The organism is Kitasatospora sp. NPDC057692, assembly GCF_042799475.1.
Classification (GTDB): domain Bacteria; phylum Actinomycetota; class Actinomycetes; order Streptomycetales; family Streptomycetaceae; genus Kitasatospora.
The window spans coordinates 47,062-69,711 of sequence record NZ_JBHVIV010000046.1 but is presented as its reverse complement, the minus strand read 5'-3'; the positions used below and the strand labels follow the sequence as shown (position 1 = coordinate 69,711).

Annotated in this window: 21 protein-coding genes, 1 rRNA gene and 1 pseudogene; 16 read left to right on the top strand and 7 right to left on the bottom strand. The window is 71.6% G+C overall.

Going from position 1 to position 22,650, the window contains the following annotated elements; translation table 11 throughout:
- From rrf to pstB, 9 genes are all read left to right on the top strand, one after another.
- Positions 1-88: ribosomal RNA gene (gene rrf / locus ACFVFS_RS24585) — 5S ribosomal RNA — on the top strand; the annotation flags it as partial.
- Between the two features lie 74 nt (positions 89-162).
- Positions 163-1,203, top strand: coding sequence for a mycothiol synthase (gene mshD / locus ACFVFS_RS24580; RefSeq protein WP_380626837.1), 1,041 nt, complete (start codon positions 163-165; stop codon positions 1,201-1,203).
- A 336-nt stretch (positions 1,204-1,539) separates the two neighbouring features.
- A complete protein-coding gene (locus ACFVFS_RS24575; protein ID WP_380626841.1) occupies positions 1,540-3,717 on the top strand; it encodes an RNA degradosome polyphosphate kinase in 2,178 nt (725 codons plus the stop codon).
- A gap of 237 nt (positions 3,718-3,954) precedes the next feature.
- Positions 3,955-5,040, top strand: coding sequence for a CHAD domain-containing protein (locus tag ACFVFS_RS24570; protein ID WP_380626836.1), 1,086 nt, complete (start codon positions 3,955-3,957; stop codon positions 5,038-5,040).
- Between the two features lie 124 nt (positions 5,041-5,164).
- Positions 5,165-5,608, top strand: coding sequence for an NUDIX hydrolase (locus ACFVFS_RS24565; RefSeq protein ID WP_380626835.1), 444 nt, complete (start codon positions 5,165-5,167; stop codon positions 5,606-5,608).
- Between the two features lie 244 nt (positions 5,609-5,852).
- Complete coding sequence (pstS, locus tag ACFVFS_RS24560; RefSeq protein ID WP_380626834.1) at positions 5,853-6,992, top strand: phosphate ABC transporter substrate-binding protein PstS; 1,140 nt, start codon at positions 5,853-5,855, stop codon at positions 6,990-6,992.
- A 148-nt stretch (positions 6,993-7,140) separates the two neighbouring features.
- Positions 7,141-8,121 (top strand): phosphate ABC transporter permease subunit PstC, encoded by a 981-nt coding sequence (pstC, locus tag ACFVFS_RS24555; RefSeq protein ID WP_380626833.1) that lies wholly within the window; start codon positions 7,141-7,143, stop codon positions 8,119-8,121.
- A complete protein-coding gene (gene pstA / locus ACFVFS_RS24550) occupies positions 8,118-9,194 on the top strand; it encodes a phosphate ABC transporter permease PstA (protein WP_380626832.1) in 1,077 nt (358 codons plus the stop codon). Before pstC ends, pstA begins: the two co-directional genes overlap by 4 nt.
- 45 nt (positions 9,195-9,239) lie before the next feature.
- Positions 9,240-10,016, top strand: a complete 777-nt coding sequence (gene pstB / locus ACFVFS_RS24545) for a phosphate ABC transporter ATP-binding protein PstB (protein WP_380626831.1) — start codon at positions 9,240-9,242, stop codon at positions 10,014-10,016.
- A 119-nt stretch (positions 10,017-10,135) separates the two neighbouring features.
- Here pstB and ACFVFS_RS24540 read toward each other — a convergent pair whose 3' ends face one another.
- Together ACFVFS_RS24540 and ACFVFS_RS24535 are read right to left on the bottom strand one after the other, a co-directional pair.
- Positions 10,136-11,134 (bottom strand): anion permease, encoded by a 999-nt coding sequence (locus ACFVFS_RS24540; protein ID WP_380626830.1) that lies wholly within the window; start codon positions 11,132-11,134, stop codon positions 10,136-10,138.
- Between the two features lie 5 nt (positions 11,135-11,139).
- Positions 11,140-11,760: a DUF47 family protein gene (locus tag ACFVFS_RS24535; protein ID WP_350553137.1), complete on the bottom strand. Its 621-nt coding sequence runs from the start codon at positions 11,758-11,760 to the stop codon at positions 11,140-11,142.
- Positions 11,761-12,108: 348 nt separating this feature from the next.
- On the opposite strand from ACFVFS_RS24535, the gene ACFVFS_RS24530 reads away from it, so the two are divergent.
- Entirely contained in the window at positions 12,109-12,507 is a 399-nt protein-coding gene (locus tag ACFVFS_RS24530) for a metal-sensitive transcriptional regulator (RefSeq protein ID WP_380626829.1), read from the top strand.
- A 28-nt stretch (positions 12,508-12,535) separates the two neighbouring features.
- Here ACFVFS_RS24530 and ACFVFS_RS24525 read toward each other — a convergent pair whose 3' ends face one another.
- The gene (locus tag ACFVFS_RS24525; protein ID WP_380626828.1) at positions 12,536-12,796 is read right to left on the bottom strand and encodes a hypothetical protein; all 261 of its coding nucleotides are present in this window, start codon (positions 12,794-12,796) and stop codon (positions 12,536-12,538) included.
- A gap of 227 nt (positions 12,797-13,023) precedes the next feature.
- Positions 13,024-13,944 (bottom strand): hypothetical protein, encoded by a 921-nt coding sequence (locus tag ACFVFS_RS24520; protein WP_380626827.1) that lies wholly within the window; start codon positions 13,942-13,944, stop codon positions 13,024-13,026.
- A 166-nt stretch (positions 13,945-14,110) separates the two neighbouring features.
- Here ACFVFS_RS24520 and ACFVFS_RS24515 point away from each other — a divergent pair, with 166 nt between their 5' ends.
- Complete coding sequence (locus ACFVFS_RS24515) at positions 14,111-14,302, top strand: hypothetical protein (protein WP_380626826.1); 192 nt, start codon at positions 14,111-14,113, stop codon at positions 14,300-14,302.
- 22 nt (positions 14,303-14,324) lie between these two features.
- Here the strand turns inward: ACFVFS_RS24515 and ACFVFS_RS24510 are convergent, their stop codons facing one another.
- Together ACFVFS_RS24510 and ACFVFS_RS24505 are read right to left on the bottom strand one after the other, a co-directional pair.
- Complete coding sequence (locus tag ACFVFS_RS24510) at positions 14,325-15,071, bottom strand: phosphatase PAP2 family protein (protein WP_380626825.1); 747 nt, start codon at positions 15,069-15,071, stop codon at positions 14,325-14,327.
- 387 nt (positions 15,072-15,458) lie between these two features.
- Positions 15,459-16,466 (bottom strand): annotated as a pseudogene (locus ACFVFS_RS24505) (NlpC/P60 family protein); the annotation flags it as partial.
- Positions 16,467-16,714: 248 nt separating this feature from the next.
- Between ACFVFS_RS24505 and ACFVFS_RS24500 the strand changes: the two are divergent.
- Together ACFVFS_RS24500 and ACFVFS_RS24495 are read left to right on the top strand one after the other, a co-directional pair.
- Complete coding sequence (locus tag ACFVFS_RS24500; protein ID WP_380626824.1) at positions 16,715-17,065, top strand: hypothetical protein; 351 nt, start codon at positions 16,715-16,717, stop codon at positions 17,063-17,065.
- 266 nt (positions 17,066-17,331) lie between these two features.
- The gene (locus ACFVFS_RS24495; protein WP_380626823.1) at positions 17,332-18,153 is read left to right on the top strand and encodes a hypothetical protein; all 822 of its coding nucleotides are present in this window, start codon (positions 17,332-17,334) and stop codon (positions 18,151-18,153) included.
- 186 nt (positions 18,154-18,339) lie between these two features.
- On the opposite strand, the gene ACFVFS_RS24490 is transcribed toward ACFVFS_RS24495, so the two are convergent.
- Positions 18,340-18,507, bottom strand: coding sequence for a hypothetical protein (locus tag ACFVFS_RS24490; protein ID WP_380626820.1), 168 nt, complete (start codon positions 18,505-18,507; stop codon positions 18,340-18,342).
- Here ACFVFS_RS24490 and ACFVFS_RS24485 point away from each other — a divergent pair.
- From ACFVFS_RS24485 to ACFVFS_RS24475, 3 genes are read left to right on the top strand one after another with little or no spacing between them, the layout of a single operon-like run.
- Positions 18,497-19,447 carry a hypothetical protein gene (locus tag ACFVFS_RS24485; protein WP_380626819.1) on the top strand — a complete coding sequence of 317 codons (951 nt, stop codon included), beginning with the start codon at positions 18,497-18,499 and terminating at the stop codon, positions 19,445-19,447. The two genes, ACFVFS_RS24490 and ACFVFS_RS24485, sit on opposite strands and share 11 nt — an antisense overlap.
- A gap of 7 nt (positions 19,448-19,454) precedes the next feature.
- On the top strand, positions 19,455-21,029 hold the full coding sequence (locus tag ACFVFS_RS24480; RefSeq protein ID WP_380626818.1) for an SCO6880 family protein: 1,575 nt from the start codon (positions 19,455-19,457) through the stop codon (positions 21,027-21,029).
- A gap of 38 nt (positions 21,030-21,067) precedes the next feature.
- Positions 21,068-22,417, top strand: a complete 1,350-nt coding sequence (locus ACFVFS_RS24475) for an ATP-binding protein (RefSeq protein ID WP_380626817.1) — start codon at positions 21,068-21,070, stop codon at positions 22,415-22,417.
- The last annotated feature ends 233 nt before the right edge of the window (positions 22,418-22,650 follow it).

Genomic DNA, 22,650 nt, shown 5'->3' with positions numbered 1-22,650 from the left:
CGGTTACATTCCGAACCCGGAAGCTAAGCCTCACAGCGCCGATGGTACTGCAGGGGGGACCCTGTGGGAGAGTAGGACGCCGCCGAACAATCATTGTGGAGAACCCCCGCCGGGGATACCGGCGGGGGTTCTTTGCGTTTCCCGTTGACGTATCGTCGGGTCATGGACGATGGAACGGCAACAACGGGCGACGCGGCCACGGTCCTCGCCTCCGACGTACTGCGGCCGGCTCAGCGGGACGCGGCCCTGCGGATCCTGGCGGAGGCCCAGGGCGCGGACGGCCGGGAGGCGGTGTCCGAGCAGGGCCGCCTGCGCCTGCGCTCCTCGGAGACGGCGCGGCCCGGTGTGACCCATTTCCTGGAGACCGTCGGACAGGACCGGAACCAGAACCCGAGCCAGGAGCAGAACCAGGCCCCGGAGGCCACCGGGGCCGTCGGCTACGGACAGCTGGAGGTCCCCGAGAACGGCAGTGCCAACCCGGCCGCCGAGCTCGTGGTGGCCCCGGCCGCCCGCGGGCGGGGCCACGGGCGGCCGCTGGTGGACGCGGTGCTCGCCGAGGCGGGGCGCGCGGGCCGGGAGCACGTCGACTTCTGGGTGCACGGCGGACACCCGGCGGCCCGGCACCTCGCCGGGGCGTACGGTGCCGAGCTGGTCCGCGAGCTGCGGCAGATGCGCCGCACCGGGCCGCAGACCGAGGCCGTCCCGCTCCCGGACGGCATCGAGCTGCGGACCTTCCGGCCCGGCGAGGACGACAGCGAGTGGCTCCGCCTGAACGCCCTCGCCTTCGCGCACCACCCGGAGCAGGGCTCCTGGACCGAGCGCGACCTCGCGGACCGGCTGGCCGAGCCGTGGTTCGACCCGGCCGGCTTCTTCCTCGCCACCCGGGACGGCAAGCCGGTCGGCTTCCACTGGACGAAGGTGCACCCGGCGAACGCGACCGAGCCCGCGCTCGGCGAGGTGTACGTGGTGGGCGTCGATCCGGCGGAGCAGGGCAGCGGCCTCGGCCGGGCGCTGACCGCGGCCGGTCTGCGGCACCTGACAGGCAGTGACGCCGAGTCCGGTGAGCGCGGTCTGGAAACCGTTCTGCTGTACGTCGACGCGGACAATCCGGCGGCCGTTCGGGTGTACGAAAGGCTCGGATTCACCGTCCACGAAGTCGATCTGATGTATCGAGCCGGGGTCGCCCGCCCGAATTTCCGGTGACCGGCCACCGGTAACCGAGAGTGACCGAACGATCGGGGCGCCCCGGCGGCGCCTAGCGGAGAAAACGGGGCTGCGGCAACGGGCGTGCGCCCGTCGCCGCAGCCCTGACCGCCTCAGCTTTCCTCCTGGCCATGCGGTGTTTACCGTGGATTCAATTAATGCCGTGAAGATCACAGGATGAAGTCCGTAGTGTCTCGCTCGTGCAGCATCGGTCGGCACGTGCCGACCGGTTCTGTGACGACCGCGCCGGGTGAGTGGGCGTCGGTGATGGGCGAGGGCGACGGCCCGAAGAGTATTTCGTGTCCGGACGCCGTCCTGCTGGAGGAGCTGGAGCCCATGAGCATCCCCCGCCCCGTCCCTGCCCCGCTGTCCCCGCCCGCGCGGATGTCCAGTGCGCTCGGGATACCGCCGGAACTGACGGTCACCGACGAGCAGGACCTCGAGGAACTGCCGCAGGGCCGCTTCCTGGACCGTGAGCGCAGCTGGCTCGCGTTCAACGAACGCGTGCTGGAGCTGGCCGAGGATCCGGGCATCCCGTTGCTGGAGCGCGCCAAGTTCCTGGCGATCTTCGCCAGCAACCTCGACGAGTTCTTCATGGTCCGGGTGGCCGGCCTGAAGCGCCGGATCGCCACCGGGGTCGCCCAGCGCAGCGCGTCCGGGCTCCAGCCGCGCGAGGTGCTGGACCTCATCTGGACCCGCTCGCGCGAGCTGATGGCCCGCCACGCCGCCGCGTTCCAGCAGGAGGTGCTGCCGGACCTCGCCGCCGAGGGGATCGAGGTGGTCCGCTGGTCCGAGCTGGCGGAGAAGGAGCAGGCGCGGCTGCACACCCTGTTCCGGCAGAAGATCTTCCCGGTCCTCACCCCGCTGGCGGTGGACCCGGCGCACCCCTTCCCCTACATATCGGGGCTCTCCCTCAACCTGGCGGTCGTCGTGCGCAACCCGGTCTCCGGGCACAAGCACTTCGCCCGGGTGAAGGTGCCGCAGTCGCTCGCGCGCTTCCTGGAGGCCTCCCCGCAGCGGTTCGTGCCGCTGGAGGACGTCATGGGGGCGCATCTGGAGGAGCTCTTCCCGGGCATGGAGGTGCTCGCCCACCACGCCTTCCGGGTCACCCGCAACGAGGACCTGGAGGTGGAGGAGGACGACACCGAGAACATCCTCAAGGCCCTGGAGAAGGAGCTGATGCGGCGGCGCTTCGGCCCGCCGGTGCGGCTGGAGGTCGAGGAGTCGATCGACCCCTACATCCTGGACCTGCTGGTCCGGGAGCTGAACATCACCGAGGCGGAGGTCTTCCCGCTGCCCGGGCCGCTGGACCTGACCGGCCTGTTCGGCATCGCCGAGCTGGACCGGCCGGAGCTGAGGTACCCGAAGTTCGTGGCGGGCACGGCGCGCGGCCTGACCGACGTCGAGTCGGCCTCGCAGCCGGACATCTTCGCCGCGATGCGCGAGCGGGACGTGCTGCTGCACCACCCCTACGACAGCTTCTCCACCTCGGTGCAGGCGTTCCTGGAGCAGGCCGCGGCCGACCCGGACGTGCTGGCGATCAAGCAGACGCTGTACCGGACCTCGGGTGACTCGCCGATCGTCGACGCGCTGATCGACGCGGCGGAGTCCGGCAAGCAGGTGCTGGTGCTGGTCGAGATCAAGGCGCGCTTCGACGAGCAGGCCAACATCAAGTGGGCCCGCAAGCTGGAGGAGGCCGGCTGCCACGTGGTCTACGGCCTGGTCGGGCTGAAGACGCACTGCAAGCTGTCGCTGGTGGTCCGGCAGGAGGGCGACACCCTGCGCCGGTACTCGCACGTCGGCACCGGCAACTACCACCCGAAGACGGCCCGGCTGTACGAGGACCTCGGTCTGCTGACCTCGGACCCGCAGGTCGGCGCGGACCTCTCGGACCTCTTCAACCGGCTCTCCGGATACTCGCGCCGCGAGTCGTACCGCCGGCTGCTGACCGCCCCGCGCGGGCTGCGGGACGGCCTGGTGGCGCGGATCCACAACGAGATCGCCAACCACCGGGCGGGGCGTCCGGCGCACGTGAGGTTCAAGGTCAACTCGATCGTCGACGAGGCCGTGATCGACGCGCTGTACCGGGCCTCGCAGGCCGGCGTGCCGGTGGACGTGTGGGTGCGCGGCATCTGCGCGATCCGGCCGGGCGTGCCGGGGCTGAGCGAGAACGTCCGGGTGCGCAGCATCCTGGGGCGCTTCCTGGAGCACTCCCGGATCTTCGTGTTCGGCAACAACGGCGATCCGGAGGTGTGGATCGGCAGTGCCGACATGATGCACCGCAACCTGGACCGCCGGATCGAGGCGCTGCTGCGGATCACCGACCCGGCGCACCGGGCCGAGCTGTCCGGACTGCTCGACCTCGGGATGTCGGACGAGACGGAGTCCTGGCACCTCGGTGCGGACGGGGCCTGGTCCCGGCACGCCCAGGACGGCGACGGCAAGCCGCTGCGACACGTCCAGGACCTGCTCATCGACTCGCGTCAGCGTCGTCGGGCCGTCACCGCCCGATGACCTCCGGTCGCCGCCACGACCCCGCTGACGCCAGACGTGACGACGTGAGCCGCGACACCGCGCGGCGGGCCCGCACCGGACCGACCGGTGCGGGCCCCGCCGCCGGGGGACACGACGGCACGAGACTCGACGCGACCGCGCGACCCACCGACGCGAGCCGCTGAGCGGTAGGGACCCGCTGAGCGGTCGGCCACCAGCCCCGGGGACGGCCCCGGGGGAACGGGGATCTACCTAGCCATGACCGATGCGCCGATGACGGCCCGGGCGGCCTCCACCGCGACCGCCGGGGACATCCTCTCCAGCCATCTCACCGCCCTCGCGGGCGCGTTCCTGCGCGCCCTGCCGCTGGCGGTGGGCGAGGTCGGTGCCAGACCGGGTGCGTCCGTGGTCCCGTCGGAGGGGACGTCGGACCTGCTGCGGGCGGTGCGGCGGATCAACGGGTTGCTGAACACCTTCTCCGCCTCCTTCGAGCCGGTCTGGGCGCAGGAGTCGCGGACCGAACTGGCCTGGCTGCTGAACCTGCTGGCGCTGGAGCCTGGGTACGTGCGGCGGTCGGCCCGGCTGCTGGGCGCGCTGGACGGGCTGAGCGGGAGCGAGGCGGAGGGGCCGGGCATGCTGGCCGGCCACGCGGGGGCGCCGAAGGCGCGGGCGCTGCTGGACCGGCAGCTGACCCTGGCCCGGACCAGGGCGCACTCCATGGTGCTGCAGGAGCTGCGCTCGGCGCGGCTGCACGCCCTGGCGGACCGGATGACCCTGCTGGTGGCGGAGGCGCCGCTGCTGGAGTCGGCGCACGACCGGGCGGGCGCGGTGCTGGTGCCGCAGGCGGCGGCCGCGTTCGGGGCGCTGGCGGCGAGCGCCCAGCAGCTGCCGTTGCAGCGGACGGCGACGCCGTACGGCGGGGACGGGCTGCGCCGGCTGGGGTCGGTGCCGGGGGCGCGGGGCGCGCTGGACGCGGACGCGGCGCTGGCGGCGGACGACGCGCCGTGGCACCGGACCCGGGTGCTGGTGAAGCGGGCCCGGTACGCGCTGGAGGTGTGCGGGCGGCCGTCGGCGGTGCTGGACGAGCTGGACCGGGTGCTGCTGCGGCACCAGGAGGCCTCGGAGGCGGCGGTGACGGCCGCGACGGCGGCGCGCACGCCGCGGATCACCCCGGCGACGGCCTATGTGCTGGGTGTGGTGCACGCGGACCAGCGGCTGGAGGTGGAGGCGGCGCGGTACGCCTTCGGGCGGCGGTGGCCGGAGCTGCCGCCGGGCTCGGAGGCGTGGCTGGAGCTGCCGCCGGCCGAGAGCTGGGGGGCGGCGGCGGAATCGCGGACGGCCTGAGGTGGGCGCGCGGCGGGGGCCGGAGGACGGCCGGCGGGCCGGTGCGAGAGCGGCCGACCGGCTGTCGTCCGGGCAGGCGGCGGCCAGGCAGGCGGCGTCCGGTCGGGCGGTTTCCGACGGGAGGGTGGTGCTGGCGGCGGGGGCGGTGCTCTGGCTGCCGGGCCGCCCGAAGAAGAGCGGACGGCTGGGCCGGCCGCGGATCGCGGTGATCCACCGGCCGAAGTACGACGACTGGAGCCTGCCGAAGGGGAAGCTGCACCCGGGCGAGGGCGTGGTGGAGGCGGCCCTGCGCGAGGTGCGGGAGGAGACGGGGTTCTGCTGCGTGCTGGGGGAGGAGCTGCCGACCCAGCACTACATGGCGCAGGGCCGTCCGAAGGAGGTCCGGTACTGGGCGGCGGTGCCGACGGCGGGGGAGTTCCGGCCCAACCGGGAGGTGGACCGGCTGGAGTGGCTGCCGGCGGGGAAGGCGCGGGCGCGGTTGACCCGGGAGCAGGACCGGGGGCTGGTCGACGCCCTGCTGGAGCTGCTGGAGGCCAGGCCAGTGCGGTTGCGGGACCGGGAGGCGTGAAGGAACAGTGGAAGTGATCTCCCTGCGCCCTCGCCGTGACGCAACCGTTACTACCTGACGTAGTTTCCTGTCATCCGTTCGAGGTTCACTCGCCGTTCACTTGCGACCGGCTGATGTGTCACCTGCCCGGCCTAACTTCAGTTTCACCGGCGGGCCGAACGGGCCCCGGACCTCAGCAAAACCCGCGCACCGCCCTGCTCGGCAGGGCCCGCGCGCCGGGCAATGCCACAGAAAGGGACACCCTGTGAAGCTCCAGCGGAACGGCCGCTCCAAGGCCCTCGCGATCGGTGCCATGGCGCTCGTCAGCTCGCTGTCGCTCGCCGCCTGCGGCTCGGACGATAACAACAACAACGCCGCCGCTCCGTCGGGCAGCGGCTCCGCCGCCGCCCCCGCCGCGATCAACTGTGGCTCGAAGCCCAACGCTCTGGTCGCCGCCGGCTCCACCGCCCAGGGCAACGCGATCGACATCCTGAAGAACAACTTCGAGGCGGCCTGCAAGGGCGCCACCGTCAACTACGGTGGCGGCGGCTCCGGCGCCGGTGTCCAGCAGTTCACCCAGGGCAAGATCCAGTTCGCCGGCTCGGACTCGGCGCTGAAGCCGGCCGAGGTCGAGGCCAGCAAGGCCGTCTGCACCGGCGGCCAGGGCATCAACCTGCCGATCGTCGCGGGCCTGATCTCGATCGTCTACAACGTGGACGGCGTGGACAACCTGGTCCTGGACGGCCCGACCATCGCGAAGATCTTCGACTCGCAGATCACCAAGTGGAACGACCCGGCCATCGTCGCGCTGAACCCGAGCGCCAAGCTGCCGGACGCCGACATCCAGGCCTTCCACCGCACCGACGACTCGGGCACCACCGAGAACCTGACCAAGTACTTCGCCAAGACCTCGGGCGGCGCCTGGTCGTACCCGGCCAGCAAGGCCTGGGCGGGCAAGCTCGGCCAGGGCGCCAACGGCTCGGCCGGCGTCGCGGCCCAGGTGAAGCAGGTCAAGAACTCGATCAGCTACGCCGAGCTCTCCTTCGCGCAGACCAACAACCTGAAGAGCGCCGCCATCAACACCGGTGCCGCCAAGCCGGTCGAGGCCACCGCCGCCAACGCCGCCAACACCTTCGCCAAGGCGCAGATGGCCGGCACCGGCAGTGACCTGGCGCTGACCCTCGACTACGCGACCAAGGACGAGGGCTCCTACCCGCTGGTCCTGGTGACCTACGAGATCGCCTGCGACAAGGGCAACAAGGCCGACACCCTCGACACCCTGAAGGCCTTCCTGGCCTACAGCGCCAGCGACGCGGGCCAGAAGGCGATCGGCGACGCGGGCTACGTCCCGCTGCCGAAGTCGCTGACCGACAAGGTGAACGGCGTCATCGCCTCCCTCGCCTGACCCAGTAGGACCTCCGCTGGGGCGGCCCCGTGAACGAGGGGGGCCGGGGCCGCCCCCGCGGGAAGTACCGACGAAACGCAACACGTCCGGGGCACCGCCGCCAGGGTGCCGCCCCCTCGGGGCCGCACCACCAGACCGGAGAAGACCAATGACTTCATCCACCCCTGCCGGCCCGCGAGGCAGGGAACGCCGCCAGCGCGACAGCCGGGTCGGCGACAAGATCTTCATGAACCTGTCCCGCGGGTCGGGCATCCTGCTGCTGGTGGTCATGGCCGCCATCGCGGGCTTCCTGACCTGGCGCTCGGGCATCGCCCTGAGCAAGAACGAGGGCAACTTCCTCACCACCTTCGAGTGGACGCCGGACGCCCCGAAGCCGGTCTTCGGCATCGCGGTCCTGGCGTTCGGCACCATCGTCAGCGCGCTGATCGCGATGGTGATCGCCGTCCCGGTGGCCATCGGGATCGCGCTGTTCATCTCGCACTACGCGCCGCGCCGGATCGCCCAGCCGTTCGCCTACCTGGTGGACCTGCTGGCGGCCGTGCCCAGCATCATCTACGGCCTGTGGGGGGCGCTGTTCCTGGTGCCGCACCTCAGCGGCCTGAACAGCTGGCTGGACGAGTACCTCGGCTGGACGTACATCTTCGACCAGTCCCGGGCCGGCACCACCCCGCGCAACCTGTTCACGGTCGGCATCCTGCTGGCGATCATGGTCCTGCCGATCATCACCGCGGTCAGCCGCGAGGTCTTCCGGCAGGTGCCGCGGATGCACGAGGAGGCGGCGCTCGCGCTCGGCGCGACCCGCTGGGAGATGATCCGCACCTCGGTGCTGCCGTTCGGCCGCCCCGGCATCATCTCGGCCTCGATGCTCGGCCTCGGCCGCGCGCTCGGCGAGACCATCGCGGTCGCCGTCGTGCTCTCCTCCAGCAACGTGCTCTCGCTGCACCTGCTCGACCCGGGCGGCGGCACCTTCGCGCAGAACATCGCCCTGAAGTTCAACGAGGCCCAGCCCTTCGGCCGGGACGCGCTGATGGCCTCCGGCCTCGTCCTGTTCGTGATCACCCTGCTGGTGAACGGTGCCGCGCGGCTGATCGTCGCCCGCCGCAAGGAGTACTCGGGGGCCAACGCATGAGTGCCGCTACGACCTCGGTTCCGGCGGACGCCCGTCCGGTGGGCCGCCCGCTGACCGCCAACCGGCTGCCCAAGTGGGCCCCGGCCGGCGTGGCCGTCGGCTCGATCGCCCTCGGCTGCGGCATCGGCCTGGTGGCCGACCTGGAGAGCAAGCTCCAGTGGGGCCTGATCTCCGCGGCCCTGTTCCTGCTCATCAGCTACGTGCTCGCCGCCCAGGTCGAGGGCCGCCGGCAGGCCAAGGACCGGTTCGCCACCTCGGCGGTCTGGGTCGCCTTCATCCTGGCCGTCATCCCGCTGCTCGCGCTGACCGTCTACACGGTCCAGAAGGGCATCGGCGTCGTGGACGGCAACTTCCTGACGCACTCCATGATGGGCGTGCGCTCGGCCGGTCCCGGCGGCGGTATCTACCACGCGCTGATCGGCACCCTGGAGCAGGTCCTGCTGGCCACCCTGATGGCCGCCCCGATCGGTCTGCTGACCGCCGTCTACCTGGTCGAGTACGGCCGCGGCACGCTCGCCAAGGCGGTCACCTTCTTCGTCGACGTCATGACGGGTGTCCCGTCGATCGTCGCCGGTCTGTTCATCCTGTCCTTGTGGAACATCGCCCTCGGCTTCAACTACTCCGGCTTCTCGGGCAGCCTCGCGCTGGCGATCCTGATGATGCCGGTCGTGGTCCGCTCCACCGAGGAGATGCTCAAGCTCGTCCCGAACGAGCTGCGCGAGGCGTCGTACGCGCTCGGCGTGCCGAAGTGGAAGACCATCCTGAGGATCGTCCTCCCCACCGCCATCGGCGGCATCACCACCGGTGTGATGCTCGCGGTCGCCCGCATCACGGGTGAGACCGCCCCGGTGATGATGCTGGTCTTCGGTGCCGCCTACATCAACAACAACCCGTTCGACGGACCGCAGCAGTCGCTGCCGATGTACATCTGGCAGCAGTACGCCGTGGTGAACAACGACTACGGCTATGCCCGCGCCTGGGGTGCCGCGCTCGTGCTGATCGCCTTCGTGATGGGGCTCAACCTCATCGCCCGAGGCATCGCCCGCTGGCGCTCGCCCAAGGCCGGACACTGAGCGACCGACTGACGTACGACGAAGACTGAGAGAAGACGAACGATCATGGCCAAGCGCATCGACGTCAGCGGACTGTCCGCCTACTACGGCTCCACCAAGGCCATCGAGGACATCTCGATGGCGATCGAACCCCGCTCGGTGACGGCCTTCATCGGCCCCTCCGGCTGCGGCAAGTCGACCTTCCTGCGGACCCTCAACCGGATGCACGAGGTGATCCCCGGCGCCCGCGTCGAGGGCAAGGTGCTCCTGGACGACGAGAACCTGTACGCCTCCGCCGTCGACCCGGTCGCCGTCCGCCGCTCGGTCGGCATGGTCTTCCAGCGCCCGAACCCGTTCCCGACCATGTCGATCTACGACAACGTGGTCGCCGGGCTGAAGCTCGCCGGCGTGCGCAAGAAGTCCGTGCTGGACGACGTGGTGGAGAAGTCGCTCAAGGGCGCCAACCTGTGGAACGAGGTCAAGGACCGGCTGAACAAGCCGGGCGCCGGCCTCTCCGGCGGTCAGCAGCAGCGCCTCTGCATCGCCCGCGCCATCGCGGTCGAGCCGCAGGTCCTGCTGATGGACGAGCCCTGCTCCGCCCTCGACCCGATCTCCACCCTCGCCATCGAGGACCTGATCGGCGAGCTGAAGTCCCAGTTCACCATCGTCATCGTGACGCACAACATGCAGCAGGCGGCCCGCGTCAGCGACCGCACCGCCTTCTTCAACCTGGCCGGCGTCGGCCAGCCGGGCAAGCTGATCGAGCTGGACGACACCCAGCGGATCTTCTCCAACCCGTCCGTGCAGGCGACCGAGGACTACATCTCGGGCCGCTTCGGCTGATCGGTCCGCTGCTCCACAAGCTGCTTCGCGGTGCTGCATGGCGGTGCCGCCGCGGAGCACGAGGGCCCGCCCCCCGAGATGTGGGGGGCGGGCCCTGCCGCGTCCGGAGGGTTCGGGCGTCAGCCCCAGAACAGGTGGACGAACCAGTACACCAGCGCCGCGACGACGGCGGCCGCCGGCATCGTGATGAACCAGCCGAGCACGATGTTCTTGGCGACGCCCCAGCGCACCGCGCGGATCCGCTTGGTGGCCCCGGCACCCATGATCGCCGAGGTGATCACGTGGGTGGTGGAGATCGGCGCCTTGAAGACGAACGACGTGATGTACATGACCGTCGACGCGGTGGCCTCGGCGGCGAAGCCCTGCGGCGGGTCCAGCTCGATGATCTTCCGGCCGAGGGTCCGCATGATCCGCCAGCCGCCCGCGTAGGTGCCCAGCGACAGCATGGTCGCGCAGGAGATCTTCACCCAGACCGGGATCGGGTCGTCCTGGCCCTGGTGGCCCGAGATGACCAGGGCCATCACCACGATGCCCATGGTCTTCTGCGCGTCCTGCAGACCGTGGGCGAGTGCCATCGCGGCGGCCGAGGCGGTCTGGGCGACCCGGAAGTTGCGCTTGGCCCGGTGCGGGTTGGCCCGCCGGAAGAGCCAGAGGATCGCCAGCATCACCAGGAAGCCGCCGACCAGGCCGACCACCGGAGAGACGATCATCGGGATGATGATCTTGTCGATGACACCGCTCCAGATCACTTCGGTGCCGCCGGCCAGCGCCGCTCCCACCATGCCGCCGAACAGCGCGTGCGAGGAGGAGGACGGCAGGCCGAAGTACCAGGTGACCAGGTTCCAGGCGATGGCGCCGACCAGCGCGGCGAACAGGATCACCATGCCCTGGTCGCCGGTCGGGGTCTCGATGATGCCCTGCGAGACGGTGTGCGCCACCCCGCTGCCCAGGAAGGCGCCCGCCAGGTTCATCACCGCGGCCATCGCCAGCGCCGCCCGGGGCGTCAGCGCCCGGGTGGAGACCGAGGTGGCGATCGCGTTGGCCGAGTCGTGGAAGCCGTTGGTGTAGGTGAAGAAGAAGGCAACGCCGACGACGGCGATGAGTGCTGCCATGTCCACGGGGGTCAGGACTCCTTGACCGCGATGGTCTCCACCGTGTTGGCGACGTGCTCGAAGGCGTCCGCGGCCTGTTCGAGGACGTCCACGACCTGCTTCAGCTTGAGCACCTCGATGGCCTCGTACTGGCCGGAGAAGAGGTGGGCGAGCAGCTTGCGGTGGATCTGGTCGGCCTGGTTCTCCAGCCGGTTGACCTCGATCCAGTACTCGGTGAGGTTGGACATGCTCCGCAGGTTCGGCATCGCCTCGGCGGTCAGCTCGGCGGCGCGGGCCAGGACCTCGATCTGCTGCTCGATGCCCTTCGGCAGGGTCTGGATGTCATAGAGGACGACCAGGTCGACGGCCTCCTCCATGAAGTCCATGATGTCGTCCAGCGACGAGGCGAGGGTGTAGATGTCCTCGCGGTCGAAGGGCGTGATGAAGGACGAGTTCAGCTGGTGGAAGATCGCATGGGTGGTGTCGTCTCCGGCGTGCTCGGCGGCGCGCATGCGCTCGACGATCTCCGCGCGGGCCGACACGTCTGATCCCAGCAGTTCCAGCAGGAGCTTCGAGCCGACGACCAGGTTCTCCGCGGCTGCGGCGAACATGTCGTAGAAGCTCGTCTCCTTCGGGGTCAGGCTAAAACGCACGGAAATCTCCGATGTGCGGGGTAGGGGACTGAACGATGCTAGGTCCAACCGAGCACCACGGCGCAAACGGGGTGCTCGAAGAGGAGTCGGAACCTCCCCTTCCGTTCGGCTGCCGCAGCAGTGGATCCGATCCGCACCACAGGTGCGGGCATGAGCCCCCAGTCTGACGGAACCTCGCCCGGATCGCCCCTGCCGTGCGCCGGGAAGAGCGGGGTGTTCCCCGGACGGGGGAACCGCTCCGGACGCGGCCGCGGCCGCTCGGCCCTGCCGGAGGAACACCACGACGGGCCCGGGTGTTGGACACTGGAAGCCGACGCAGCCAGCAGGCACACAGACGAAGGCGGGCCGATGACCACCACGCAAGCGCGCACCGAGCCGGAGCAGGCGCCCGGGGCGGAACCGCACGGCGAGCACGTTGCACCCGGGAAGGCGCCGGTCGCGGGGACCGCCCACGCCGGCCACGGCCCGCACGGGTACAGCGCCCAGAAGGACGCGCACCTCAAGCGGCTGCGCCGGATCGAGGGCCAGATCCGCGGACTCCAGCGGATGGTCGACGAGGACGTCTACTGCATCGACGTGCTCACCCAGGTCTCGGCCGGCACCAAGGCCCTGCAGTCCTTCGCGCTCTCGCTGCTGGAGGAGCACCTGCGGCACTGCGTCGCGCTCGCCGCCGAGGAGGGCGGTACCGAGCTGGATGCCAAGGTCGCCGAGGCCACCGCGGCGATCAGCCGGCTGCTGCGCAGCTGACCCCGCCACCGGCCCGCCCGTCCGGGCGCTAGTCCTCCTGGTCCTGCCGGTGCTCCCGGACCTGCGGGTGCTCCCGGACCTGCGGGTGCTCCGGGGCCTGCGGGTCCCGGGCGGGACCGGCGGCCGGAGCGCCCTCGGCCCGGTCGAGCAGGACCTCGTCGATCCGTTCGGTCGGCAGCCGGTCGCCGCTGCTGGCCGTGGCGGCGATCATCAGCTCGCCGGCCAGCTCGATCTCGTCGAGGGCCGCGTCGTCGTGCCCGCCGCTGCGGCCGCCCGTGGACGCCATCACCTGCACCACCCCTTCAGCGCCTCACCAGCCCGGGCGGCAGCCACCCGACGTCCAGCCTAGGCACTTCGGAGCCCGTCCACATGGCACGGACGGGCCATCTCGGCGCCCCCGAAACGGGTGGGCCCGGGGGCGCCCGGGCCCACCCGGACCGGCGGCCTCCCCGCGGGCCCGCGCCCACCGCGCCCCGGGGCCGACCGCCGCAGCGGACCGCTCCGGGCTACTTCGGGCTACTTCGGGCTCTCGGTGGGCTTCATCGCGAAGATGTCCGCGGCCGGCGGCTCGGCGGCCTCCACCGGCGCGCCGAAGTCGCTCAGGGTGGTGGTCGAGACCACCTTCACCTGGTCCTTCGCCTCCTTGGAGCCGGCCACCCCGGCGAAGGTGAACACCTCGACCACCTTGTGCAGCCGCCCCTGGTCGTCCAGCCAGACGTCGTAGGGGACCTCCTTCACGGTGAAGGTCTGCGCCCCCATCCGCAGGCCGTCCCCGCCGCGCCCGCCGGTGGCGTCGGCCGCCTTGGCGAGGTCCAGGGTGCCGCGGTAGTGCTTCAGGGCCACCCCGTCGAGCGTCTCGGCGCCGAGGAGCTCGGCCTTCTGCGCGCCGCGCAGGGCGCCGGCGGCGGAGGACGGATCGGTGGCGCCGCCGCTCACCAGGTTGCCGTCCGGCAGCTGGCGGACGTCCAGCTTGACCCACTTGCCCTCCGGCACCTTCGCGCCGCTGTTCTGCAGGTAGACCGTGCCGGGCAGGAGCACCTCGACGATCTTGCCGGTGGTCGCGGCGCCCGGCGGCACCTGCACCTCCAGCCGGCCGATCCGCTTCACGTAGTCGTAGCCGCCGGTGCCGGTGAAGACCGCCTTCTTCTCGGCGGACTCGGTCACCAGTTCGGTGGCGGCGCGCGCCGAGCCGGACCGGCCGGTGATGTCGGCGGCGCCGCGGACCGCGGTCAGCGGGTCGGCGGAGAGCTGCTCGGGGGCGCTGCTCGCCTGCTGGTCGGCGGAGGCGGCGTCCACGCCGCCCGCGGCGTCCGGCGAGCAGCCGGCCAGGGCGGCCGCCCCGGCGAGCACGGCGGCGAGCAGGGCGGCTCCCGCCGCCGGACGCGTCCGGCGCGCGGTGCGGCCACCCGTCCGTCCGGTGCGCTGCTGGTCGGTCATCTTCATCCTCGCGACAACCCCCTCGGGCCCGACTGCCCCGCCGGCCACCACCAGCGGGTGGGCAGAGCTCTTTCCGGGCAAACGAGTTGAGGCGCCGGGAGTTACGCGCGGTCCCGCGCGTCACAGGCGTCGCGCGCCGGTGCCCCGGCGCGTTACGGTGAAGCACGTGCACAGTGAGCTGCCGGCCGTTCCCGGCACCACCCCGATGCCCGAGCACCGCGTCGCGATCAGCGAGCGCGGTTCCTTCTGCTACGCGACCTGCGTCTGCGGCTGGTACTCCCCGGCCCGGCGCTCGCGCGACCTCACCCGGCGGGAGGCGGACGACCACCTCGCCACCGAAGCGGCGGACCCGGGGTAGGCCCCGGTGCCGGACGCCCGCCTCACGCGGCCAGGTCGGACTCCCGCGGCTGTTCCTCGGCGCGGACCGCGCCCCCGGCGCCGCCGGGCCGACCCCGTCGACCCCGTCGGCGGGAGCGGCCCCCGCCCGGTCCGGAGCCCCGCTCGGCGCCCCGTCCGGCGCGGATCAGCGGGGCCAGCGGCGTACGGGTGAGCGCGTGGCAGAGCGGTACCAGCACGGCCATCGCGATCGGCGCGAGCAGCAGCACCACCGCGGTGGCGAGCGCGAAGCCGCCGATCACGTCGGTCGGGTAGTGGACGCCCATGTACATCCGGCAGAAGCCCTGCAGCAGGGCCAGCCCGCCGGCGATCCAGCCGAGCCGCCGGTTGACCAGGAAGAGCGCCACCGCGATGCCCATCGACATCGTGGAGTGGTCGCTGACGAAGGAGTGCGTGCCGGCCTTGCCCTCGACCAGCACCTCCAGGCCGGAGTGGTCCACGAAGGGCCGGGGGCGGTCCACGATGGCCGAGATCGGCAGGTTGGCCAGCTCGGCGATGCCGACCGCGAGCGGGGCCCAGAGCAGCCCGGCGACCGCCACCGGGGCGTCCGGACGCCGCCGGGCCCGCAGCCAGCCCACCAGGCCCAGCAGGGCGAGGCCGATCAGGATGCCGTACTCGCCGGTCCAGGAGACCACCCGGTCCAGCGAGGCCGGGGCGTGTCGGGCCAGGCCGTTGACGGCGTAGAGCAGGCCGAGGTCGGGGTTGGTCGTGTCGGCAAGCGGCGTCGACACGCCGCACCTCCTTCTGGGTCCGCTGCACCTGGTCGTTGCGCCGTGGCCCCGCACGCCGCTGCCCGGCGCGGGGCGGTTGACGGGGGACCAACGAACACAACGTCATCACCGGTGTACAGCGTTCCACGGGAACGCCCGGTTATCGAAACTTGACTCAGCGTCCACACCGCGCGCACACCCGGCGGTTGGGCGGGCTCAGTTCTTTGCGGGGAGTTGACCTGAACCTGCCGTCCCGGTGCCGGTCGCGGCGACGGCGGTGGGGCGGCCGGGCGGGGCGGCCTGGACCGCCGCCTGCGCGGCCGGGGCGGGCGGGTTCGGGGTCGGGGTCGGTGCGGGTGTCGGGGCCGGTTCGCCGGGGCGGCTCGGGGCGATCACCGTGCCGTTGTCGTTGCGGTCCGGCAGGGCCTGGGCGCCGTCCGAGGTGACCCGGGTGGCGCCGATGTACTCCCGGGTGTCGATCTTGTCGTAGCGGATCACCGCACCGGTGCGCGGTGCGTTGATCATGTACCCGCCGCCCACGTAGATGCCCACGTGGTGGATGCTGCGCGGATCGGTCAGGTCGGTCGCCCAGAACACCAGGTCCCCCGGGCGCAGCTGATCGCGCGACGGGTGCGGCCCGGCGTACCACTGGTCGTTGGCGACCCGCGGCAGGAGGATGCCCACACTCTCGAACGCGGCCTTGGTGAGCCCGGAGCAGTCGAAGCGCCCGTTCTGCCACGGCTTTCCGTCGCCGCCCCACATGTACGGGGTGCCGAGCTTGGTCTGGGCGAAGTAGATCGCGGCCGCCGACTGGGCCGAGACCTCCACCGGGGCTGCCGGATCGGCCGGGGCGGCGAAACTGCGGGCGGTCGCCAGGATGTTCCGGACGTACCCCTGGGTCTCCCGGTACGGCGGCACGCCCTGGTACTTCGCCACCGCGCCCGGCCCGGCGTTGTAGGCGGCCAGCATGTTGGACTGGCGGTCGCCCGGGACCTTGGCGACGTCCCGGGCGAGCGCACAGTCGAAGGTGGCGGCCGAGGCGATGGCGTCCAGCGGGTCCCAGGGGTCGCGCCGGCCGTCGTTGTTGCCGTCGGTGCCGTACGACGCCCAGGTGCCCGGCATGAACTGCGCCAGGCCCTCCGCCCCGACGCCGGAACGGGCCCGCGGGTCGAAACCGCTTTCCTGGTACAACTGCGCGGCGAGCAACGGGGGGGAGAGGTCGGGGCAGAGCCGGCCCCACTGTTCGATCGGCCCCTGGTACGCGGCCGGAACGGTTCCCGGCGAGAGTCCGGCGGCATTGCCCTGCTGCTGCGGCGTCCCGCTCGCCGCATACGTCCCGAACGTCACCAGGCCGACGAAGCCGGCGAGCACAACTCCCGCAGCAGCGGCGGCCGTACCGCCCTTCCGGAGTACCATCAGCACCATCCCGACGAATCGTCAGTCGAAGTGTCCCGGAAGGCGTTGCTCACCGCAATCATCAGAGATACAAAGAGTGAGCGCTATCCTTCGTACGGTGGACATCCTCGCGTACGTGTCCGATGCCTCACGACCAATCCGCGAGAAGTAGCCAAGTCGACATCAGATCTGGCCAAGAATAGGTACCGACCCTTCGCGCGGGCGGGGTCTGGGCCCTTGAATTTGCCTGATCGGGCGGTGAGATGGAAATGAACCAGAGCAGCGTGCACAGCATCGCGATCGGCCACCTGGCCGAGGACCCTCCAAAGAAGCCGAATATCGACACCATCATCGGCGGGATCGCCCCGGACTGGGGCCCGTTCGCGAGCCTCGGGTCGGAGGCCCGGGTGATGGTCCAGGTCGTCATGGCCGTGGCCATCCTGGCCTGCCTCGGCATCGCCGTCTGGGGCGCGGCCAAGCAGCGGATCGGCGCCACCGCGATGCGCGACAGCTTCGGCGCCGAACAGGGCAAGGGGCTGATCATCGCCGGGCTGACCGGCGTGTTCATCATTGGATCACTCGGCACTCTGTTCACCATTGTGTACGGCATGGCGATCTGACGGTCGAACAGTTCGGGCAGATCGGACGGATCGGGCTCTTCGGGCCCTTCCGGCCGCTGCGACGTGACGTGGGATTGCGGTGGACGGCGGGACGTCCGTGCCCGCGAGCCTGTCCGATCGCCTGACCTTCCGACCTCCTGTCCGGGCATCCGTGCATGTCCGGAGCCCCGCCGGGAATCCATCCACCACCCCTTCCCTCCGCGCCCGCCCACGGCCGGAGGGGCCCCCGGAGCCGCCAGCCGGCTCCCCGCACCAGGAGGGCCGCCGTGCCGTTGTCCGACGACCAGCCGCACACCCGTACGCGGCTGCCGGTCGGCGAACAGCCCGCCTCCCAGCCGAGCCTCCGTCAGGCGCGACCGCTGCGGACCCTGCTGACCGTCGTGCTGGTCATCGCCCTGCTCGTGCTGGCCATCTCGATCGCCAACCGGGGCAAACCCGACCCGGGCAGCGCCGGCGCCGGCCGCTCCGCCGACCGGGCCGCCGCCACCGCCGCCACCGGCGCGGGCCCCGCCCCCAGCGGCGACCAGCCCGTCACCACCACCGTCAACGGCATCGCCTCCGGCTTCCCGCACACCGACCAGGGCGCCCAGTCCGCCGCCGCCAACTACGCGGTGGCCATCGGCTCCGCGGACATGTTCCGCACCGACACCCGCCACACCATCGTCACCACCATCGCCGACCCCGCGGCGGCCCCGGCCCTCCAGTCCCGGCTGGACCAGGGGTTCTCGCCGGAGACGGCGGCCAGGTTCGGGGTGGACGCGCAGGGACGCGCCCCGAAGGGGATGACCTTCGTCAGCCGGACCGTGCCGGTGGGGACGAAGAGCAGTGCCTACACGGCCGAGAGCGTGAAGGTGGAGGTCTGGTGCACGGGCCTCTACGGGATCGCGGGTGAGCGCTCGGTCCGCCCCGTCTCGGAGGAGTGGTTCACCCTCACCCTCAGCCTGCGATGGGTGGGCGAGGACTGGAAACTCACCGACTACAGCCGGGCCTCGGGCCCGGCACCTGTCCCGCCGGACCAGCAGGCCGCGACCGCTGAGGAGATCACAGGTGCCGTCGAGCAGTTCGGAGGCTTCCGCTATGCGCGCTGACGGTGGCCGGACGATGATTCCGCGTGCGCTGGCGAGAATTTCCGGAGGAGCGGCTCTGGGCCTGCTGACGGTGCTCCTGACAGCACAGCAGGCACTCGCCGAGCCCTCGCCCACGGCGACCCCGACCCCGAATCCCAGCACCCCGAACTCGAACTGCCCGGGGATCCCCCTCCCCGGCAACGATGTCTACTGCGCCCCCGGCGGCGGCGGTGGGGCCTCGCTCCCCGGGAGTGGGACCGTGGGGACGGTGGCGGATCCGCTGGGGTCGTTGGCGAAGGGGTGTGCGCAGGCGGCGTCGTGGGTGGTGCGGAAGTTGTCGGGGGCGATCGACGGGACGACGGAGGTGGACTTCACCAATGCGTCGTTCCTGCAGCAGTACGCGGTGGTGTTCGCCGCGTCGACGATCATCACGCTGGTGCTCTGGCTGCTCGCGGTGACCAAGCGGGCGGTGCGCGGGGCGCCGTTGGCGACGGCGATCTCGGAGGCGATCGGGTTCCTGTGGCTGACGGTGATCGCGTCGGCGTTCACGCCGTTGATCCTGTACACGGTGGTGAGCGCGACCGACGGGCTGACCAAGGCGATCGCGGTGGGGACGAAGTCGGACACCGGGACGTACCTGGGCGGGTTCGCGGACACCCTGGAGAAGGGCGACATCGGCGGCGGGCCGCTGATCCTGATCATCACCTCGCTGGTGGCGGTGCTGGCGGCGGCGGTGCTCTGGATCGAGCTGCTGATCCGGGCGGCGATGCTGTACGTGGGCGCGCTGCTGGGGACGGCGGTGTACGCGGGGCTGGTGGACAAGCAGTTGTGGAAGCACGTGCGCCGCTGGGCGGGGGTGATGGTGGCGGTGGACCTGGCGAAGCCGATCATCGTGATCATCCTCGGGCTGGCCGGTGCGGTGTCGGCCGGGGCGGGGGCGAGCGACGACTTCGCCCGGGTGCTCTCGGGGCTGGCGATCCTCTTCCTGTCGATCTTCGCGAGCGCCGCCGTGTACCGGTTCGTGCCGGGCTTCGGCGACGAGATCATGAACATGCGCAGCGCCCGGGCGAGTGCGGTCTCGGCCGGACAGGCGATGATCAACGGGACCGCGAACTTCATGCGGCAGGGCATCAGCACGCACGGCGACCGCGGCCCGCAGCCGGGCGGCGGGGGCGGGGGCGGTGCGGGCGGCGGCTCGGTCGCCCCGGGCATCGCCGCCCACGCGGCGCGCACGCCCGCGCCGCCGCCGCAGGCCGGGCCGCCGGCCCAGGCCGCGGCTCCGATCCGCGACAGCAATCCAGCGAAGGGAGGGTGACGGGTAAGTGAGCAGCGAACCACTCGGCCAGTACGGCGGCCCGTACGCCCAGCCGTACGTGCACCAGCGCCGTACCTATCTGATCGGCAAGGCCCGCCCGAACGCGCCGATCGGCCGGAACCGGGAGTCCGGCGAGATCGTGCTGATCATCTTCGGGGCCTTCCTCGGCATGGCCTGGGGCCTGATGATGCCGATCCTGCCGTTGCGCCTCGCCGGCCTGGTCGGTCTGCCCGCGCTGGCGATCGCGGCGGTGTACGTGCCGTACCGGCGCCGGACGTTCTACAAGTGGGTGGAGATCAACCGGACCTACCGCCGGACGGTGCGCAGCGGCCGGGCGGTGTGGAAGTCGGACGCGATGGACGCCGGGACGCGGCTGGACGGCCGCGAGGTGGAGATCGGTCCGCCGCCCGGGGTGGGGCGGCTGCGCTGGCTGTCCGCGCCGTTCGGGCCGGACGAGGTCGGGGTGCTGATGCACCTGGAGCGGCGCACGGTGACGGCGGCGATCGAGATCGAGGGCCCGGGCGTCGGGCTGCGCGACTCGGAGGACCAGGAGGCGCTGGTCGACCGGTTCGGGACGCTGCTGAAGCACGTCGCGAACGGGGACGGCTTCGTGACCCGGCTGCAGATCCTGGCCCGCACCCTGCCGGCCGATCCGGACGCGCACGCCAAGGACGTGGAGCGGCGCGGGGACCCGCAGGCGCCGCGCTGGCTGATGGAGTCGTACGACCAGCTGCAGTCGATGGTGTCGACCTCGTCGGAGCAGCACCGGGCGTACCTGGTGGCGTGCATGCACTACACCCGGGACCTCGCGGCCGAGGCGCACGCGATGGGCCGCACCGCGACCGACCGGCGGGCCCGGGACGACGAGGGGCTGGCCGCGGTGATGGCCCGTGAGCTGACGGACATCTGCGCGCGGCTGGCCGAGGCGGACATCCGGGTGCGGCAGCCGCTGGGCCAGGCCCGGCTCTCCTCGCTGCTGCACTCGATGTACGACCCGGACCACCCGATCGACCACATCCAGGCGATGTCGAAGCGGAACGCCTGGCCGGCCGAGCTGGACGCCACCAACCCGCAGTACTTGGAGGCGAAGACCCGGGAGTCGGCGACCCGGGAGCCGTGGTGCCACGCCACCGCGTGGATCAAGGAGTGGCCGCTGACCCCGGTCGGCGTCAACTTCCTGGCGCCGCTGCTGGTGCACACCCCGGACGTGATCCGGACGGTGGCGGTGACGATGGACCTGGAGCCCACCGACGTCGCCATCGAGCGGATGCTCACCGAGAAGACCAACGACGACGCGGAGGCCAGCCGCGCGGCCAAGATGAACCGCACGGTCGACCCGCGCGACCTGGCGCACAGCGGCCGGGTGGACCAGCGCGGTGACGACCTGGCGTCCGGTGCGGCTGGCGTCAACCTGGTCGGGTACATCACGGTCTCCTCGCGCAACCCCGACGCGCTGGCCCGGGACAAGCGGACCATCCGGGCGTCGGCGGGCAAGAGCTACCTGAAGCTGGAGTGGTGCGACCGCGAGCACCACCGCGCGTTCGTCAACACCCTGCCGTTCGCCACCGGTATCCGCCGCTGAGCGGGCACCGGCCGAGCGACTGATCTGGAGGCCCCCGTATGGCGATCGGCAACCTCACCGACGCGTTCACCGCGCTGATGTTCGGCAAGGTGGAGACCACCCGGCTGCCGGTGCGCACGTCCACCGGCCAGGCGCAGGCGGTGTACCTGCCGACGGCCGCGCCGGGGCTGGGCGACTCCGGGGTGATCATCGGGCGGGAGGTGTACAGCGGGAAGGGGTACGTGTACGACCCGTTCCAGCTGTACGGCCAGCAGCTGCCGGCCCCGCACTGGCTGGTGCTGGGGGAGTCCGGCAACGGCAAGTCGGCGCTGGAGAAGACCTATGTGCTGCGCCAGCTGCGGTTCCGGGACCGGCAGGTGGTGGTGCTGGACGCGCAGGGCGAGGACGGGGTCGGCGAGTGGAACCTGATCGCCAACGCCCTGGGCATAAAGTCGATCCGGCTGGACCCGATGGCGGCCCGGGACGGCGGGGTGAAGCTCAACCCGCTGGACCCGGCGATCACCCAGACCGGGCAGCTGTCGCTGCTGCGCACCATCGTCGAGGTGGCGATGGGGCGCGGGCTGGAGGAGCGGGCCGGCTTCGCGCTGAAGGCCGCGCACGCGCACGTGGTGGCGACGGTCCGGGACCGCCAGCCGGTGCTGGACGACATCATCGACACCCTGCGCAGTCCCGAGCTGTCCTCGGTGGAGTCGCTCGGGGTCGCGGTGGACGAGGTGCAGTCCTGGGGCCTGGACGTCGCCCTGGTGCTGGACCGGCTGGTCGACGGTGACCTGCGGGGCATGTTCGACGGGTCGACCACCGAGGGCATCGACCTGGACGCGCCGCTGATCGTCTTCGACCTGTCGCACATCGACCGCAACTCGATCGCGATGCCGATCCTGATGGCGATCGTCGGGGTCTGGCTGGAGCACACCTGGATCAGGCCGGACCGCAAGAAGCGGATCTTCCTGGTCGAGGAGGCCTGGCACATCATCAACAGCCCCTTCGTGGCGCAGCTGTTCCAGCGGCTGCTGAAGTTCGGCCGCCGGCTGGGCCTGTCCTTCGTCGCGGTGGTGCACCACCTGTCGGACGTGGTGGACGGGGCGGCGGCCAAGGAGGCGTCGGCGATCCTCAAGATGGCCTCCACCCGGACGATCTACATGCAGAAGGCCGAGGAGGCGCGGGCCACCGGGCGGGTGCTCGGCCTGCCGCGCTGGGCGGTGGAGATCATCCCCACACTTTCGCCGGGCATCGCGGTGTGGGACGTCAACGGCAACGTGCAGGTGGTGAAGCACATCATCACCGAGGCGGAGCGTCCGCTGGTCTACACCGACCGCGCGATGACCGAGGACGCGGTGGCGGAACGGGCGCGGGCCGAACGGCAGTTGGCGGCCGAGCCGGGGGTCTGAGGGCGGCCCCGGGGCGGGGGCGGGGCGAGGCCGCGGGCGGCCGTCCCGGCGGGCGGCGGGCCGTGCCCCGGGAGCGGTCCGGCGGAGAAAGTCCGACGACGATTCGTCAGTAGGTAACCCTGTCGTTACGTCCGGGGGCCTGACAGCTACGCGCGTTGACTCTAGGCTGCACTCGCGCAACGACACTCGTCTCGCGCGCCCGGGCCTGTCCACAGCTGGGCGCTCTCACAGGT